The organism is Nonomuraea sp. NPDC049141 (genome assembly GCF_040648415.1).
Taxonomy (GTDB): domain Bacteria; phylum Actinomycetota; class Actinomycetes; order Streptosporangiales; family Streptosporangiaceae; genus Nonomuraea.
This window is the reverse complement of the sequence record NZ_JBEZDR010000053.1, coordinates 1-15308: the sequence shown is the minus strand read 5'-3', so window position 1 is coordinate 15308 and position 15308 is coordinate 1. Positions and strand designations below refer to the sequence as shown.

General features: G+C 66.7%; 17 protein-coding genes and 5 pseudogenes. 15 read left to right on the top strand and 7 right to left on the bottom strand.

The features are described from left to right. The first annotated feature begins 61 nt into the window (after positions 1-61). From ltrA to AB0B91_RS63355, 6 genes and pseudogenes are all read left to right on the top strand, one after another. Entirely contained in the window at positions 62-1480 is a 1419-nt protein-coding gene (gene ltrA / locus AB0B91_RS63380) for a group II intron reverse transcriptase/maturase (protein ID WP_358342620.1), read from the top strand. A gap of 784 nt (positions 1481-2264) precedes the next feature. Next, positions 2265-2476: pseudogene (locus AB0B91_RS63375) on the top strand (reverse transcriptase N-terminal domain-containing protein); the annotation flags it as partial. Positions 2477-2536: 60 nt separating this feature from the next. Then, complete coding sequence (locus AB0B91_RS63370; protein WP_358342625.1) at positions 2537-3427, top strand: reverse transcriptase domain-containing protein; 891 nt, start codon at positions 2537-2539, stop codon at positions 3425-3427. A gap of 184 nt (positions 3428-3611) precedes the next feature. Continuing rightward, complete coding sequence (locus AB0B91_RS63365) at positions 3612-4295, top strand: hypothetical protein (RefSeq protein WP_358342619.1); 684 nt, start codon at positions 3612-3614, stop codon at positions 4293-4295. After that, complete coding sequence (locus tag AB0B91_RS63360; protein ID WP_358342618.1) at positions 4295-4489, top strand: hypothetical protein; 195 nt, start codon at positions 4295-4297, stop codon at positions 4487-4489. The genes AB0B91_RS63365 and AB0B91_RS63360 overlap by 1 nt, the downstream gene beginning before the upstream one ends. A 168-nt stretch (positions 4490-4657) precedes the next feature. After that, on the top strand, positions 4658-5314 hold the full coding sequence (locus AB0B91_RS63355) for a hypothetical protein (protein ID WP_358342616.1): 657 nt from the start codon (positions 4658-4660) through the stop codon (positions 5312-5314). Positions 5315-5537: 223 nt separating this feature from the next. Here the strand turns inward: AB0B91_RS63355 and AB0B91_RS63350 are convergent. The 3 genes and pseudogenes from AB0B91_RS63350 to AB0B91_RS63340 all read right to left on the bottom strand — a co-directional run. Then, a pseudogene (locus AB0B91_RS63350) lies at positions 5538-6415 on the bottom strand (metal ABC transporter permease). A 29-nt stretch (positions 6416-6444) separates the two neighbouring features. Next, entirely contained in the window at positions 6445-6630 is a 186-nt protein-coding gene (locus AB0B91_RS63345) for a hypothetical protein (protein WP_358342615.1), read from the bottom strand. 59 nt (positions 6631-6689) lie between these two features. Beyond that, positions 6690-6785: pseudogene (locus AB0B91_RS63340) on the bottom strand (ATP-binding cassette domain-containing protein); the annotation flags it as partial. 40 nt (positions 6786-6825) lie between these two features. On the opposite strand from AB0B91_RS63340, the gene AB0B91_RS63335 reads away from it, so the two are divergent. The 3 genes from AB0B91_RS63335 to AB0B91_RS63325 are packed head-to-tail and all read left to right on the top strand — an operon-like array spanning position 6826 to position 8250. Then, a complete protein-coding gene (locus AB0B91_RS63335) occupies positions 6826-7131 on the top strand; it encodes a tyrosine-type recombinase/integrase (protein WP_358342613.1) in 306 nt (101 codons plus the stop codon). Continuing rightward, complete coding sequence (locus tag AB0B91_RS63330; protein WP_358342611.1) at positions 7128-7829, top strand: tyrosine-type recombinase/integrase; 702 nt, start codon at positions 7128-7130, stop codon at positions 7827-7829. Before AB0B91_RS63335 ends, AB0B91_RS63330 begins: the two co-directional genes overlap by 4 nt. Beyond that, positions 7789-8250: a hypothetical protein gene (locus AB0B91_RS63325; protein WP_358342627.1), complete on the top strand. Its 462-nt coding sequence runs from the start codon at positions 7789-7791 to the stop codon at positions 8248-8250. Before AB0B91_RS63330 ends, AB0B91_RS63325 begins: the two co-directional genes overlap by 41 nt. A 36-nt stretch (positions 8251-8286) precedes the next feature. Here the strand turns inward: AB0B91_RS63325 and AB0B91_RS63320 are convergent, their stop codons facing one another. After that, positions 8287-8523 (bottom strand): hypothetical protein, encoded by a 237-nt coding sequence (locus tag AB0B91_RS63320; RefSeq protein WP_358342610.1) that lies wholly within the window; start codon positions 8521-8523, stop codon positions 8287-8289. 67 nt (positions 8524-8590) lie between these two features. Between AB0B91_RS63320 and AB0B91_RS63315 the strand changes: the two genes are divergently transcribed. Continuing rightward, a complete protein-coding gene (locus AB0B91_RS63315) occupies positions 8591-8836 on the top strand; it encodes a hypothetical protein (RefSeq protein ID WP_358342608.1) in 246 nt (81 codons plus the stop codon). Positions 8837-9030: 194 nt separating this feature from the next. Here the strand turns inward: AB0B91_RS63315 and AB0B91_RS63310 are convergent, their stop codons facing one another. Beyond that, positions 9031-9576 (bottom strand): ABATE domain-containing protein, encoded by a 546-nt coding sequence (locus AB0B91_RS63310; protein ID WP_358342606.1) that lies wholly within the window; start codon positions 9574-9576, stop codon positions 9031-9033. An 85-nt stretch (positions 9577-9661) separates the two neighbouring features. Here AB0B91_RS63310 and AB0B91_RS63305 point away from each other — a divergent pair, with 85 nt between their 5' ends. Further along, positions 9662-11080, top strand: a complete 1419-nt coding sequence (locus AB0B91_RS63305; protein WP_358342604.1) for an alpha/beta fold hydrolase — start codon at positions 9662-9664, stop codon at positions 11078-11080. Between the two features lie 330 nt (positions 11081-11410). On the opposite strand, the gene AB0B91_RS63300 is transcribed toward AB0B91_RS63305, so the two are convergent. Then, entirely contained in the window at positions 11411-11650 is a 240-nt protein-coding gene (locus AB0B91_RS63300; protein ID WP_358342623.1) for a hypothetical protein, read from the bottom strand. Between the two features lie 188 nt (positions 11651-11838). Between AB0B91_RS63300 and AB0B91_RS63295 the strand changes: the two genes are divergently transcribed. The 4 genes and pseudogenes from AB0B91_RS63295 (at position 11839) to AB0B91_RS63280 (ending at position 14743) form a co-directional block, all read left to right on the top strand. Beyond that, on the top strand, positions 11839-13026 hold the full coding sequence (locus AB0B91_RS63295) for a tyrosine-type recombinase/integrase (RefSeq protein WP_358342602.1): 1188 nt from the start codon (positions 11839-11841) through the stop codon (positions 13024-13026). Further along, positions 12969-13673 (top strand): tyrosine-type recombinase/integrase, encoded by a 705-nt coding sequence (locus AB0B91_RS63290; protein WP_358342600.1) that lies wholly within the window; start codon positions 12969-12971, stop codon positions 13671-13673. Before AB0B91_RS63295 ends, AB0B91_RS63290 begins: the two co-directional genes overlap by 58 nt. 84 nt (positions 13674-13757) lie before the next feature. Then, positions 13758-14411 (top strand): annotated as a pseudogene (locus AB0B91_RS63285) (tyrosine-type recombinase/integrase); the annotation flags it as partial. A 131-nt stretch (positions 14412-14542) separates the two neighbouring features. After that, on the top strand, positions 14543-14743 hold the full coding sequence (locus AB0B91_RS63280) for a hypothetical protein (RefSeq protein ID WP_358342622.1): 201 nt from the start codon (positions 14543-14545) through the stop codon (positions 14741-14743). Positions 14744-14990: 247 nt separating this feature from the next. Here the strand turns inward: AB0B91_RS63280 and AB0B91_RS63275 are convergent. Then, a pseudogene (locus AB0B91_RS63275) lies at positions 14991-15263 on the bottom strand (transposase); the annotation flags it as partial. Positions 15264-15308: the final 45 nt, after the last annotated feature.

Below are 15308 nucleotides of genomic sequence, written 5' to 3'. Positions count from 1 at the left end.
TACATGGCGAAGGGGGCCAGCAAGTCTGCAGTTTAGGTCAGGGAATGCCAGGAGGTCGCCGGTGAATACCGACGAACTGGAGTACGCCTTACTCAAGGCCGAATGCCGGGTACTGGCGATCCAAACCAAGCTGCACCAGTGGGCCCGCGATGACCCTCATCGCAGGTTCGATGATCTGTACAACCTTGTCGCTGATCCCGCGTTCTTGCTGGTCGCGTGGGATCGGGTGCGGCACAACAAGGGAGCACGCACGGCCGGGGTGGACAGTCTGACCGCCCACTTCATCGAGGCCGAGCGGGGCGTTTCGGAGTTCTTGGGAGATTTGCGGGCGGACTTGAAGGCCCGTACCTTCCAGCCTCTGCCGGTCCGGCGGCGAGCGATTCCCAAGCCCGGCGGCAAAAGCCGGTACTTAGGGATCGCGACCATCCGTGATCGGGTAGCCCAGGCTTCCCTGAAGCTGGTGCTGGAGCCTGTGTTCGAGGTGGATTTTCTCCCGTGCAGCTACGGGTTCCGCCCGAACCGCCGGGCCCATGACGCGGTTGCCGAGGTGCACCACTTCGCGTCCCGTTCTTATGAGTGGGTCGTGGAGGGAGACATCAAGGCTTGCTTCGACGAGATCTCGCATTCGGCCCTCATGGATCGAGTACGAGAGCGAATCGGAGACAAACGCGTCCTGGCCTTGGTGAAAGCGTTCCTGAAGGCGGGCATCCTCGCCGAGGACGGCACGCTCGTCGACACCAGCGCCGGAACACCGCAAGGGTCGATCCTTTCCCCACTGCTGAGCAACGTGGCGTTGTTGGTCCTGGACGAGTTCATCGCCCAGGGCCCCGGCGGGCCCGGAGCCACGCCGTATGGGAGAGCCAAGCGGCGCCGTCAAGGTCTGCCCAACTACCGTCTCGTGCGGTATGCGGACGACTGGTGCCTGATGGTGTCGGGCACCAGGGACGACGCTGAGGCTCTCAAGGAGGAGATCACCGGGGTCTTAGCGACGATGGGCCTTCGCCTGTCGCCGGAGAAGACCCTGGTCACCCATATCGACGAGGGCCTGGATTTTCTGGGCTGGCGCATCCAGCGCCACCGAAAGCGAGGCACCGACAAGTACTACGTCTACGTCTATCCGGCCAAGAAGGCGCTCGCCGCCATCAAAGCCAAGATCAAGGCGTGGTGTCGGCGGAGCACCAACCTGCCGCTTGGCCTCGTGCTCATCCAGCTCAACCGGATGGTGCGGGGCTGGACCGCGTACTTCAAGCACGGATGCTCAAAGGCGACCTTCAGCTACCTGCGTTCATACCTGTGGAAACAGGTCATCAGGTGGGAGGAGCGCAAGCATCGGCGAGCCTCGTGGAAACACCTGCGCCGACGCTACGGCATCTGGCCCAGCAGTGGGGCCGTGGAGTTGTTCGACCCGGCCAAGGTAGCGGTCAGCCGCTACTACTACCGGGGAACAAAGATCGCGGTTCCGTGGCCGAGCACAGCATGAGGCGAACGTAGTCCCCCCGGACTTGTGGAGCGCCCGGTGCCCTGAGAGGGGCACGCCGGGTGCGGGAGGCGGCTCGGAGAAACCCACCGGTGGCGACATCGGCAGGGCGCTCCGGGCCGACCTCACCGTGATGAGTGGTCGCACCGTTTGGAGGTTGATCAATGAGGGTGTGATCCGGTCCAGTGTCCGAGGGACCGTCCCCTCCCTGGCGTGCGCCGTGGGTAACTGCGGGGTGCGAAGCCCAGGGGAAAGCCGAAGCCGTTCCCGTTCCATCCGGTGGTGGCGGGCGAGGGGAAGGTCGGACGGGTGAACGTGAGTGAATCTTCGCATGCTCCGTTATCAGCAGCTCCGCCGATGGGATGTTCCAGCGGGGTATAGGGCTGGCCGCTGCGAAGCGGCAGGCGCCGATCAGAGAGGCTGCGCTGATCGGGAGGACACCACCGCCCCGGAGTAAAGAAGGCACCCATCCCGGCCGCGTCTCACGCGTGCGGAACACGGAAACCCCGACAGGGTCCGAGCCGTCTTCATGGCGGGTCGGTAGGCCGACCGCAAGGAGAGCGGAATCCTCTGGCGGGAACAGGATGCCCAACAAGCCAATGCCGGTGGACGAAAGTCGACAGGAAACCAGGACATTGTGGCGACTCCTCCATGTCGCCGTTCTGGATAACTGGCCGGATACCGGGCCCGGTGCTCGGGCTCCGAAAGGGGGCGCTGACGTGGGCAGGTGAGCCTTTGAAACGAAGCGGTCTGATCCGCCGGCACCGAAGGGCAAGTTGGACACCTGATGGTGAACGGACCGAAGGACGTGGTCCTCGACTGGGACGCTGTTGACTGGCGTCTTCGTGAGGAGAACGTACGGCGGCTGAGACTGCGGATCTTCAAGGCGGTTCAGGAAGGGACCTGGCCACGGTCAGGAACCTGCAGAAGCTGATGCTGCGGAGCTGGAGCAACACGCTGTTGAGCGTGCGGCAGGCGACGCAGCGCAACGCTGGCCGCAAGACGGCCGGGGTCGATGGGGAGGTCGCGTTGACCTCCCTGGCCAGGGCGGCGCTGGCGGTGCGGGTACATCGCGAAGCTTCGTCGTGGCGGCCTCGCCCGGTCAAGCGGGTGCACATACCCAAGGCGGGAAACCGTGCGAAGCTGCGGCCGCTCGGGATTCCGGTGATCGCGGATCGATGCCATCAGGGCAGGGTCCGAAACGCGCTGGAGCCCGAGTGGGAGGCCAGGTTCGAACCCAAGTCTTACGGGTTTCGGCCAGGCCGTGGCTGCCATGATGCGATGAGCGCCATTTTCACCGTCTGCCGAGGCCCTCGGGCCAAGCGGGTGTGGGCGCTGGACGCGGATCTGGCCGCGGCGTTTGACAAAATCGACCATTCCCGACTGCTGGAGGCACTCGGATCGTTCCCGGCCAGGGACATGATCCGAGACTGGCTGAAGGCCGGGGTGTTCGAGGCAGGCAAGGGGTTCGCGCCGACCGAGGAGAGCACTCCTCAAGGCGGCGTGATCAGTCCCTTGCTGTTGAACATCGCGTTGCACGGGCTGGAACAGGCCGCAGGAGTCCGCTACCGCCTCACCACCGGAGTTCATGCCGGTGAGACGATGCCGGGCTCACCGGTGGTGATCCGCTACGCCGACGACATGATCGCGTTCTGCCACACCCAGCGGCAGGCGCAGCAGGTCACGGCGCGGCTGACCGAGTGGCTGACACCCAGGGGTCTGGTCTTCAACGAGGACAAGACCCAGATCGTGCACCTCTCCGAGGGGTGCGATTTTCTGGGGTTCACCATTCGCCGCTATGGCGGCAAGCTGCTGATCAAACCATCGAAGGCGGCCATCCAGCGGATCCGGGAACGGCTCCGCGCAGAGACGCATGCATTACGCGGCTCGAATGCGGCGGCGGTCATCGCCGCGCTCACCCCGATCATTCGGCCCGCGTTCCGCAGCTAATTCATGATCCAAGGCATGGTCGGGTCTGAACCCGCAGGTCAGCACGGTCTGGCCTGGCGGAAACGGCGGAAAGCCCTAGTGACACGACTTCGCCGATAACCCCATCACGACGTGCACACGCGCGGCTACGGTCTGGTGACATGTTCGTCAGGACAGCGACCCGGAAAACAAAGACGGCACCACGGTGCGTTACCTCCAACTCGCCCATAACGAGTGGGATCCCATCGCCAAAGCCGCCAAGATGAAGGTCCTGCACAACTTCGGCCGCGAAGACCAGATCGACCGCGCCGCCGTCGAACGCCTGGTCGGCTCGCTGTGCCGGCTGCTGGATCCGGGCCGGGCCGCCGCCCTCACCCCAGGCGCGGAGCTGACCTTCATCGGCTCGGCCGCCTACGGTGGCCTCTACCTCCTCGACCAGCTCTGGCGGCAACTGAAGATCGACACGATCCTGACGCGCATCCTGGCCTCCACCCGGCGCAGCGTCTTCACCGAGCGGGTGCTGTTCGCGCTGGTCGCCAACCGCGCCCTGGACCCCTCCTCCAAGCTGGCCGCCTCGCACTGGGTCGGCCGCAACGCCCACATCGACGGCCTACCCGCCTGCTCCGACGATGCCTGCTATCGGGCGATGGACTGGCTGCACCAGGTCCAAGACTCCGTCGAGCGCAAGGTGTTCGACCAGGTCGCCACCTGCTCAACCTGGAAGTCAACCTGCTGTTCTTCGACACAACCTCCACCTACTTCGAGATCGACGAACCGGACGAGCCGATCGCCCGCGACGGACGCGGTGTCCCACTCCCCGGCCCCGACCCCGAAGACGGCGACGGCGACGGCGACGGCGACGGCGACGGCGACGGCGACGAATCGGTGATGAAGGGCTTTCGCGCCCGCGGCAAGTCCAAGGATCATCGTGATGACCTGCCGCAGATCGTCGTCGGGATGGCCGTCACTCGCGACGGCATCCCGGTCCGCGTCTGGTCCTGGCCCGGCAACACCACTGACACCGCTCTGATTCGCCAGGTCAAGGACGACATGCGGGACTGGACCCTGCCCAAGATCGTGTAGGTCGGTGATCGTGACTTCGCCTCCGCCGACAATCGCCGTTACCTGCGCAAAGGCGATCACCACTACATCATTGGCGAAAGGCTGCGCTCGGGCTCGGCCGAGGCCAAGGCCGCGCTGTCTTGCCAAGGCCGCTACCAGGAGGTGGCCGAGAATCTGAAGGTCAAAGAGGTGCGGATCGGCGAGGCCGACCGTTTCGTGATCTGCTTCAACCCCGACGGGGCCGAACGTGACGCCGCCATCCGGGAGCGTCTGATCGCCCAACTGGCGGAGGTGATCGCCGGAACCGACACGCTGAGCGCCACCAAACGCGCCGAACTGCGCGGGGTCATCTCCACCAAGCCCGGCCTGAACCGCTACCTGCGCACCACCCCCAAAGGGTTGCTGCGCATCGACGCCGCGAAGATCAAGGCTGAGACGAATCTGGACGGCAAGTACCTGCTGCGCTGCTCTGACCCCAAGTTGTCGGCCGAGGACATCGCCGTTGGCTACAAGCAATCGCTGGAGGTGGAGCGGGGCTGGCGCGACATGAAGCAGGTCATCGATCTGCGCCCGGTCTATCACCGGCTGGAGGAACGCATCCGTGCGCACGTCATCTTGTGCTGGCTGGCGCTGCTGCTGATCCGCATCATCGAGACCAGCACCAGCATCACCTGGAAGCGCATCCGCGACGAGTTCGACCTCCTGACGGTCGCCACCTTCGCCGGCCCAACGGGCACCTTCCGTCAGCGCGCCGAGCTGACCAAGCCCCAGCGCGACATCCTGGCCAAACTCGACATCCCAACCCCGAAGAAGATCGTCGAAGTCATCCCCACCACAGACGCCTGACCAGGCACAACACTCACGCCTAGTGACACGCCGCATTGGCGCGCCCGCATGCGTTTCCGCAGCTCAGACCGCATATCTGTGTGCTTTTCCCGCTACACATCTGCGGAACGCCGGGGATCACGATGCCGGGAAAAGTGGGTGAGGGCCATGGTGAAGAATGACAGCCGCCGCACGGTCACGAAGACCCCGAAGAAGCCTCCCATCGCACCCACCAGAGCTACTTCTAGCAGCGCCCGATGAAAGGTGGAGTCGAGCCAGTTGACGTCGTCACCTCTGTGGTGGCAGCCAGTCGGCGTCCGAGTCTGCGGCGCAGGAGGTCGCCGAGCGTGGCCAGGCCGTACATCGCGACGAAGACGAGCACCACGGTGCCGCCGGAGGCGAGCCGCACACCATGGTGGACCGACGCCTCGTAGCTGGCCGCGAGCCCGAGCCATCCGGCGACGGCGCCGAGCGCGCAGGCGAGCGGCATGATGAGGGCCAGCCGGTCGCTCAGTACGCGGGCCACCGCCGCGGGCACGATCAGCAGCGCGATGACCAGGACCGTCCCGACGGCCCGTACGGCGGCGACGATCACCAGTGTGACCGCGGTATTGGCGGCGAGGTCGAGTGCGCCTACGTTCAGCCCGGCCGCCCGGGCGCCGTCGGGGTCGAAGGTCCGCAGCATGATGGGGCGGCGCAGCACGGCGAGCAGGACTAGGACCAGCAATGTGACGGCAGCCGTCTGCACCAGTTGCTGCTCGGTGACGGCCAGAATCCTGCCGAACAGGAACGCCGTCAGGTCGGCGGTGTAGCCGCTGCGGCGTGACACCAGCACCACGCCGACCGCGAAGAGCGAGCTGAGAAGCATCGCCAGAGCCGCGTCCTCGCTGACGCGCTTGTGGAGGGTCAGCAGGGTGAGCAGCGCCGCAGTGGCGACGCCGGCCGCGAGCGCGCCCCAGAAGATGCCATCTTCCCCGGCCAGCAGGTAGCCGATCACGACACGGGAAAGACGGTGTGCGTGAGGGCGTCGCTGACGAAGGCCAGGCGGCGTAGCAGGACCAGGACGCCCACCGTACCCGCCAGCGCGCCGAGGATGACCAACTCCGCCAGGGCCCGCGCCATGAACGGCAGGTGGAAGGGCTCGAACAGGTTCACGTCTGGGTCACGATCACTCGGTCGCCGCGCAGTTCCAGCGTGTGCCCGCCATAGGCGCTGCGCAGCCGTTCGGGAGTAAATACGGTGTCGACCGGGCCGAAGCCGTACTGGCGGCGGTTGAGCAGGCACACCTCCTCGCAGGCGAGGTGCGCGATGGCCAGATCGTGCGTACTGATCACCACTGAGGCACCCTGACCTTGAGCGTGGCGATGGCTTGCAGCAGGGCCTGCTGGCTGACCGCGTCGACGCCGTTGAAGGGCTCATCCAGCAGGAGCAGGCGTGGCTGGGCGGCGATGGCGCGGGCAAGCAGAGCCCGCTGACGCTGGCCGCCTGACAGCAGGCCGGTGCGTCGGACGCCGTCACCTGAAGTCCGGGCAGTGTTCCTCGCCATCGGCGCACCGGCACGGCCGATGCGTCCGCAATCGGTGTGGGGCATCGTCGCGCGGGCCTGCGCGCGGGCTGAGGTGGCTCCGATCAGCCCCCGGTCCTTACGACACGGGCTGGGATGTGACCTGCTGGCCGCGGGCGCATCCTTGGTGGAGATCAGCGAGGTGCTGCGGCAAAAGGATCTTGCGACGACTGCCATCTACGCGCGGGTTGATCTGGCGGCGCTGGCCCCACTGGTGCGCGCCTGGCCCGACGATGACGCTGAAAACCGACGGCCGGCTGGGGAACCGGCGTGACCGGCTCTTTTCGGCAGCGGGCCGAGGAGTACCTGCAGATGCGCCGACGCCTCGGCTATGAGTTGCAGACAACGGGAGGGCTCGTCCGCTGGTTCGCCGACCACTGCGACGCTGCCGGTATCGCCCGGATCACCTCCGAGATCGCGGTGAGCTGGGCCATGATCCCCAAGGACCGGTCCTCTCGTTACCGGTGGACACGCCTCCATGCGGTGCGTGGGTTCGCCGCCTACCTGCATGCCATCGATCCCTCGCACCAGATTCCTCCGGCTGATCTGCTGCCCGCCCGGTATCGGCGGCCGACTCCGTACGTGCTGTCGGAGCAGGAGCTCGCCGCGTTGCGGGCCGCGACCGCGACTCTGCGTCCTGGCGTGAAGGTGGCCACTTACCGCACGCTCATCGGGCTCATGCAGGCGACCGGCATTCGGCCCTGCGAAGCGTTCCGGATGGATGACGGCGATGTCGAGCCGGCTACCGGCGTCATGACCGTCCACGGCAAGGGTGGAAAGCAGCGGCTGATCCCCTGGCATCCCAGCACAGTGGCCGCGCTCGCGGACTACGCCAGCCTGCGTGACCAGCCTTCCCTCGCGCACCGACCCGAGCTTCTTCGTCAACTCCACCGGCACACGATTGACCATCCAATGCGCCGGACGTGTATTCGTGCGGCTGGCCACCGCGGCCGGCCTGGCAGGCGACGGTAAGGCAGTATCCGGTACCAGACACCGCCCGACGCTGATCAGCTTGCGGCACACCTTCACCGTCACCACCTTGATCGGCTGGTTGAGCGACGGCATCAACGTCGAGCCCAACCTGCCGGTCCTCTCGACCTGGCTCGGGCACAAGGATCCGCGTTCCACCTACTGGTACATCGAGACGATCCCCGAACTGTTGCAAGCCGCCAGCGACTATGCCCTCCGCGCCTCGAACGACGGCGCCTCACCGCGGTCGACTCTGCCCTGGCCTGGTGGCTGCCCTCACGGAGATGACCAACAGCACCCGCCAACACCAACACCGGAAAGGACGCGAGATGAGCGATTGTTGCGCGACGTTCGTTGTGTCCATGACGGCGTCATCGATGATGGGGTTGATGGACATGCGAAGGCCTCGCCCCAGTGGGTGTGAGGCGAGGCCGTCAGGGACACGCTGTCGCGGAGATGCTCACTCGGTGGAGATCACCTCGGTGACCGCGGAGCGTGCGGCGTTTTCATCGACGATGGCCTTGCCCGCGGCGAAGGTGGCCAGCAAGGCCTGAATGGCGAGGTTGTTGATGGTGCGGGGTTTGCCCCTGCTGGATTCGTGAATGAGGTTGATCGCGTCGTCAGAGAAGAGGGGATCAGAGCGGCCTGCGAGTTGCAGGTGGCGGCGGATGTAGCCGGTGGTCTCTTCGGCGGTCATGCCTGCCATCGGGTATCTGACGGCTATCCGCTGGTCGCTCGATCAGAGGATCAGCGTCCGATGGCATATGTCGGGATTGACCGAGCCCGAGACCGCCGACTACATCAACCACCACCTCACCCAGGCGGGCCGCCACGACCCGCTCTTCACCGAGGACGCCATCGCGTTGATCCACGAATCCAGCAGGGGCAAGCCACGCTCGATCAACAACATCGCCATTCAGGCCTTGCTGGCCACCTTCGCCGCGGGCAAGACCATCGTCGATGAAAACGCCGCACGCGCCGCGGTCAGCGAGGTGATCGCGACAGACTGAGCACCACCACGACACCGGGAGCACCAGACCCCGTCAGGCCACCGCCTGGCGGGGTCGTTCGTGTCGTCCACATAGACACGACGAACGCCGCCTACGTGCCCATTTTCAGCGCCGCCCTACACCTGGCGGTGTCGCGGTCGAACTGCCCGGCCGGGGTGACTATCACCATCAACGGCCGGCACCACATGCTCCGCTTATGAGCTCTTGTGCCGCTGATAGTGCCTGGCGACGCGTACGCGGTTGCCGCACAACGCGGGGGAGCACCACCGGCGGCGCGGATGGGCGGGCAGGAAGAGCATGCGGCACAGCGGGCCCTCACAGGCGCGGACCTTGACGACGGCGGGATCGCTGAGCAGGTCCACGGCCGCTTCGGCGAGCTGGGTGAGCAGGCGGGCGCGGCCGTCGCCGTCCCGTCGCGTGCGCACGCCGAGATCTGACTCGAGGGTCCGGTAGGCGGGGGCGGCGCGGACGGCTTGGTTGACGGCTTGCAGGGCGGTGGCGGGCACCGGATCGCCGTGCCGGGCCGCATCGACGGCCGTGCGGATGTGCTCGCGGAGCTCGCGCACCGCGGCCAGATCGCTGGTCGCCATGGATGAGGGTGTGGCGAGTCGTTCGGACTGCAGTGCCAGCCAGGCCTCGAAGTCCTCGATGCGATCGAGTGAGTCGACCTCGCCCCCGGGGCAGGAAGCTCGGGTATTGAGGAGGTCTAGCGCGAGCGGCTCACCGGTCAGCAGGTCCATGGACCTAATGGTACATACTCGACTTGACACATTAAATACCTCTTGATTGGATCTAACTTATCTTCGAGCGAAAGAGGCATTAGAGATGAGCGTCCCTGAGATCATGCACGGATTCGTCGACATCGATGGAGTGAAAATCTTCTACCGGGAGACCGGCCCCAGGGATGGGCCGACGCTGCTGTTGCTCCACGGCTTCCCTTCCGCTTCGCACCAGTACAGGCGGCTGATGGACGCACTCGGCAGCCGCTATCGGTTGATCGCCCCGGACTACCCGGGCTTCGGGCACACCGAGATGCCTGACGACTTCGCCTACTCCTTCGAAGCCCTGACCGATGTCGTCGAAGGGTTCGTGGAGCGGCTGGGCCTCAAACGGTTCGTGCTCTACACCTTCGACTTCGGCGGGCCCGTCGGCCTGCGACTGGCGACCCGGCACCCCGAGTGGATCACGAGGCTGATCGTGCAGAACGCCAACGCCTACGAGGAAGGCCTATCCGAGCTGGCGCGGAACACGATCAACTCTCCCGCCGAGGCACTCGGAGACCTGTTCACCCTGCCCGTCACCCGAAGCCAGTACGAGGGCGGCACCAGCGATCCGTCCCACGTCGCCCCGGACGGCTGGACGCTCGACCAGCACTTCCTAGACCTGCCCGGACGCAAGGACGCCCAGCTCGCCCTCGCGCTGGACTACCGCAGCAACGTGGAGCTCTACCCCGTCTGGCAGGCGTGGCTGCGCGAGCGCCAGCCGCCGACGCTGATCATCTGGGGGCGGGGCGATGCGTTCTTCCCTGAGCCCGGCGCCCACGCCTACCTGCGCGACCTGCCCGAGGCAGAACTGCACCTCCTGGACACCGGCCACTTCGCGCTGGAAGAGAAGCTGCACGAGATCGTCCCGCTCATCGACCGTTTTCTGGGGAGGCTCTCCATGAAGATCGCCGTCATCGGAGCGACCGGCAACCTGGGCGGCGCCGTCGCCCGCGAGGCCGCGGCCCGAGGCCACCAGGTGACCGCGCTGTCGAGCGCCGACTTGGACGTCCGCGATCCCGAGTCCATCCGCAAGGCCATCGCGGGCCACGACGCCGTGGTCGCCTCGGTCAAGGGGCCGGACCGCCTGGTTCCCAAGGCGGCCTCCGCGCTGGCCGAGGCCGGTGTGGGACGTCTGCTCTTCGTCGGCGGCGGAGGAAGCCTCCTCGCGCCGAACGGCGAGCGCTTCGTCGACTCGCCACGCTTCCCCGCGGAGTACAAGCAGACCGCGCTCGACCAGGCCGACGCCCTCGACATCCTCCGCCGCAACGAGGCCGCCGTCGAATGGACGTACCTGAGCCCGCCGCCCATGCACCTGGTGCCCGGCGACCGCACCGGCACCTACCGGGCCGAGGCGGGCGACACGCCCGTCACCGACGCCCAGGGCGAAAGCCGCATCACGGTCGGCGACTTCGCCTCCGCGGCGGTGGACGCCCTGGAACGGAATGCGTTCATCCGCGAACGGTTCACCGTCGGCTACTGATGACACCATCGGTCGCGCCCGTGACGCTTCCAGCGGAGCGGCCGTTCCATGTCTGGCTGGCCCACTTCTCCGTCTCTCTCGCACCTGCCCGGGCATGCTCGTGAACATGTTCTCGAGAGTTAGGTGCAGTGGCGGGGGCGGTACTCGGCGCTGATGCGAGAACTGCGGTGGCTGCTGGTCCTGCTCAACGGCGACACCAGGTCACGCCCCGGTCCGCGTCCAGCATCTACTGATAAGAAATTTGATTACTGGACCAGTTGATTCGTTCACCGGATATTGACAGTGAGTAACTGTAATATTGACCTCCAGGTACTACATTCGTAGACCTTACTAAGCAGAAACTGGGCTACTGGACCGTAGCTCGGTTGCCGGTGACGTGATGTAGAGCAGGTCTCGATCCCGGAAGAAGCTGCGGACAATCTCGGGTGTTGCCTGAAGTCGGTCGACGGCTCGCTCGATCCTGTCGGTCAACTCCTCCACGGAGCGGACGACTGCGCGGCCAACCCGATCGTGCTTAATATTTTTCCAGACCCACTCGTCGGGATTGAGCTCCGGCGAGTACGGCGGCAGGAATTATCAGGGGTTGGATGTTATGCCGGGTCGGGTGGATCAGTGCTGGCTGATGGTGGTGCGGCCGGTGAATTGACGTCATAACGCTGGAGCTTCACCGTCTCCTTCATCGAGGGGTTGTCGATGGAGGTGAGTACATGGTCAAGGCTGCGACGGACGGCCGCTACCCCGTCAGGGTGTCGGGGCCGTTGGCTGGGCTGGTGCACGAGTTTCGGCTGGAGCTGGTCCGTCAGGGGTTCACGCCGAGGACCGCTCAGGACCACGCGTATGTGCTGGCGCATCTGAGCCGCTGGCTGGACCAGGAGGGGGTGGCTCACACTGAGCTGAGTGCCGAGCGGATCGCCGCGTTCGTCGCGGCGCGGCGAGCTGGCGGCTGTCGACGGTGGCGGACGGTTCGCTCGCTGCGGCCGATGCTGGGCTATCTGCGCGGGCTTGGGCTGGTCCCGGCCGAAGAGCCGCGCGCCCTGGGTCCTGTCGATGCGGTGCTGGAGAGGTATCGCCGCTGGCTGGAACGTGAGCGTCGGCTTGGCGAGCAGACGGTGAGTTTGCGCTTGCACTGGGCCGCCAAGTTCCTGATCGCCCAGGTCGAAGGCGGACGGCTGGATTTGGCCCGGATCGGTCCGCAGGCGGTGACGGCGTTCGTGCTGAAGATGTCGCAGCACTACGCGGCCAGTTCGATGAAGTCGTTGACCTCGGGTCTGCGGTCGCTGCTGCGGTTCTTGTTCACGGCAGGCGACATCGACCGTGACCTGTCGCCGGTGGTGCCGTCGGTTGCCGGCTGGCAGCTGAGCGGGATTCCGGTCGGCGCGAATGACGAGGCAGTCGCCGCGTTGCTTGCGTCGTGCAACCGGTCCACGGTGGTCGGGCGGCGGGACTTCGCGGTCCTGCTGCTGATGGCCAGGCTGGGGCTGCGGGCGGTGGAGGTCGCGCGGCTGCGCCTGGAAGACATCGACTGGCGCGGAGGCGAGCTGACGGTTCGGGGCAAAGGAGGCCGCATCGACCGGATGCCGCTTCCGTCCGACGTCGGCGGCGCCCTGGCCGACTGGCTGCGCAACGGCCGACGGCCATCGACGTTGCGGGAGGTGTTCACCCGCACGATCGGCCCGGACGCACCGATGAAACGACCGTCGATCGTGACGGTACCGCGCCACGCCTCGTTACGGGCCGGCATCGCAATGGTGGGCGCCCATCGGCTGCGCCACCGCGTCGCCTGCCGAGTGCTGGCCGACGGCGGGTCACTGGCCGAGGTCGCCGAGTTGCTGCGGCACAACGACCACGTGACACCCGCGGGCTGGACCACGTCACAGTTGCCGCGGCGGTGGAGTGGGCCACGGCCCCGGCGGGGGCGGAAGCGTCCTGGCGGGCCGCGCGGTTGACCGTCATTCGCGAGTTCGCCCGGTTCCAAGCCGCCTTCGACGCCCACACCGAGGTCCCGCCGACGGGCCTGCTGCCACGCACGGCGGACCGCTGCGAGCCCCACGTGTATTCACCGGCGGGGATCCCCGCGATGCTGCGAGCGGCCCGGAGGTTCAAAAACCCGCTGCGCGCCGCCACCGTCGAGGCGTTCATCGGTCTGATGGCCGCCCCCGGCATCCGAACGGGAGAGACCATGGGCCTGGACCGCGGCGATGTGGACCTGGCCAATCTCATCCTGCTGATCCGGGGCACCAAGTTCGGCAAGTCCCGGCTGGTCCCGCTGCACTCCAGCACCGCCGAGCACCTCGCCGCCTACCAGGCGCGGCGCGACCAACTGTGTCCGCGCCCGTCCACCGCGGCATTCTTCGTCTCCTGCGCCGGCACCCGCCTGAACCACACCAGCGCCAGCACGGCCTTCGCCCGCGTGCTGAAGACCGCGGCGATCACCGCCCCTGCCGGGACGGCCAAGCCGCGGCTCTACGACCTCAGGCACACCTTCGCGGTGACCACCATGGCGAACTGGTACGCCAGCGGAGCCAACGTCGCGCACCTGCTGCCGGCCCTGTCGACCTACCTCGGACACATCAGTCCCGCGACGACGTACTGATATCTGCACGCCTGCCCGCAACTGATGACCGAAGCCGCCAAGCGCCTGGAAGCCTCCTGGGAGGAGCCATCATGACCAGCCATCATGACCAGCCATGCCCCGATCATGCAGGGATACTTCACCGAACGACTCACCGACCGCCGCGCCAGCGAACACACCATCGCGGCCTACCGCGACACCTTCCGCCTGCTGCTGCACTACGCCCGCGCCGAACTCGGCCGACCGCCCGCAGCCCTGGACCTGATCGACATCGACGTCCACTTCGTCAGTGGTTTCCTAGACCACCTCGAGACCGACCGGAACAACAGCATCGCCACCAGCAACGCCCGGCTGGCCGCGATCCACTCCCTGTTCGGTTACGCGGCGCTACGCTGCCCCGAGCACGCCCTGCTCATCCAACGCGTCCTGGCCATCCCCCACAAACGCCGTGAGTCCACCGACGTGTGCTTCCTGACCCGCGCCGAAACCGACGCGCTACTCGCGGTTCCCGACCAGTCCACACCGCTGGGCCGCCGCGACCACCTGCTGCTGCTCGTCGCCATGCAGACCGGGCTGCGCGTCTCCGAACTCACCTCGCTGACCTGTGCAGACGCCGAACTCGCAGTGGGCGCCCACCTGCGCTGCACCGGCAAGGGCCGCAAACAGCGCGCCACCCCTCTCACCCGGCCCACAGCCCGCCTGCTCCAACGCTGGATCACCGACCGTCACGCCGCACCGGCCGACCCGCTGTTCCCCAACCGCATCGGCGGACGCCTCAGCCGCGACGCCGTCGCCGACCTGCTCGCCAAGTACGTCCCCGTGGCGGCCCGCACCTGCCCAACCCTCGCATCCAAGAAAGCACCCCGCACACCTTGCGCCACACCGCGGCGATGGCGCTGCTGCACGCCGGCGTCGACACCTCCACCATCGCGCTCTGGCTCGGCCACGCCAGCACCAAGGCGACCGACGTCTACCTGCACGCCGACCTGGCCACCAAGGAAAAGGCCCTGGCCCGCACCGCACCTCCCAGCGTCGGCACCCAGCGCTACCGCCCCGGCGACAGCTTCCTCGCCTTCCTGGAGAACTTGTAGTTATCACCGGCAACCACACTGTCAGACCACCACTGGCCAGCCCTGATCCACCCGGCCCGGCATAACATCCAACCCCTGATAATTGCCTGCGTCGTAACCACAGGCCGCAGCCTCGACGGTCTCGGCGGCCTTGACCGTCTGGGAGTCGATACATCCTGCCGTCGGCAGCTCGCCCCGCCCGGCCGTGACCCGCAGCCTGCCGCGTAACCGCCCGGCCAGCCGCTCTGGCAGGCCGGCACCGGGACCAGCGCAGAAAGAAGGCGTAGACCGCCTCATGAGGCGGGAAGTCGACCGGCAGGGCCCGCCACTCGATCCCGTACCGGGTCACATAGCCGATCGCGTCCAGTACCGCCCGCAGATCGTGCACCATCGGCCTGCCCGTGGCCGCGGCCAGCTCGGCCATCACCGCCCGCGCCTCGCCTTCCAGCACCACCCATTCGGCATCGGTCAGATCCGACGGATATGCCGGTTTCCGGCCATAACATCGGCATCCCGGTGAGGCGCAATCGCTGGCGTCCAAGGACGCAGGCGTGTAGGCAGACAACCACGGGCTCCTGGCCGCTGG

Excerpts from the sequence above, each read along its gene's own strand:
- AB0B91_RS63360 (WP_358342618.1), top strand. The coding sequence starts at position 4,295 with ATGAAGGGCTTTCGCGCCCGCGGCAAGTCCAAGGATCATCGTGATGAC.
- AB0B91_RS63320 (WP_358342610.1), bottom strand. The coding sequence starts at position 8,523 with ATGACCGCCGAAGAGACCACCGGCTACATCCGCCGCCACCTGCAACTC.
- AB0B91_RS63315 (WP_358342608.1), top strand. The coding sequence starts at position 8,591 with ATGTCGGGATTGACCGAGCCCGAGACCGCCGACTACATCAACCACCAC.
- AB0B91_RS63310 (WP_358342606.1), bottom strand. The coding sequence starts at position 9,576 with ATGGACCTGCTGACCGGTGAGCCGCTCGCGCTAGACCTCCTCAATACC.
- AB0B91_RS63305 (WP_358342604.1), top strand. The coding sequence starts at position 9,662 with ATGAGCGTCCCTGAGATCATGCACGGATTCGTCGACATCGATGGAGTG.
- AB0B91_RS63280 (WP_358342622.1), top strand. The coding sequence starts at position 14,543 with ATGGCGCTGCTGCACGCCGGCGTCGACACCTCCACCATCGCGCTCTGG.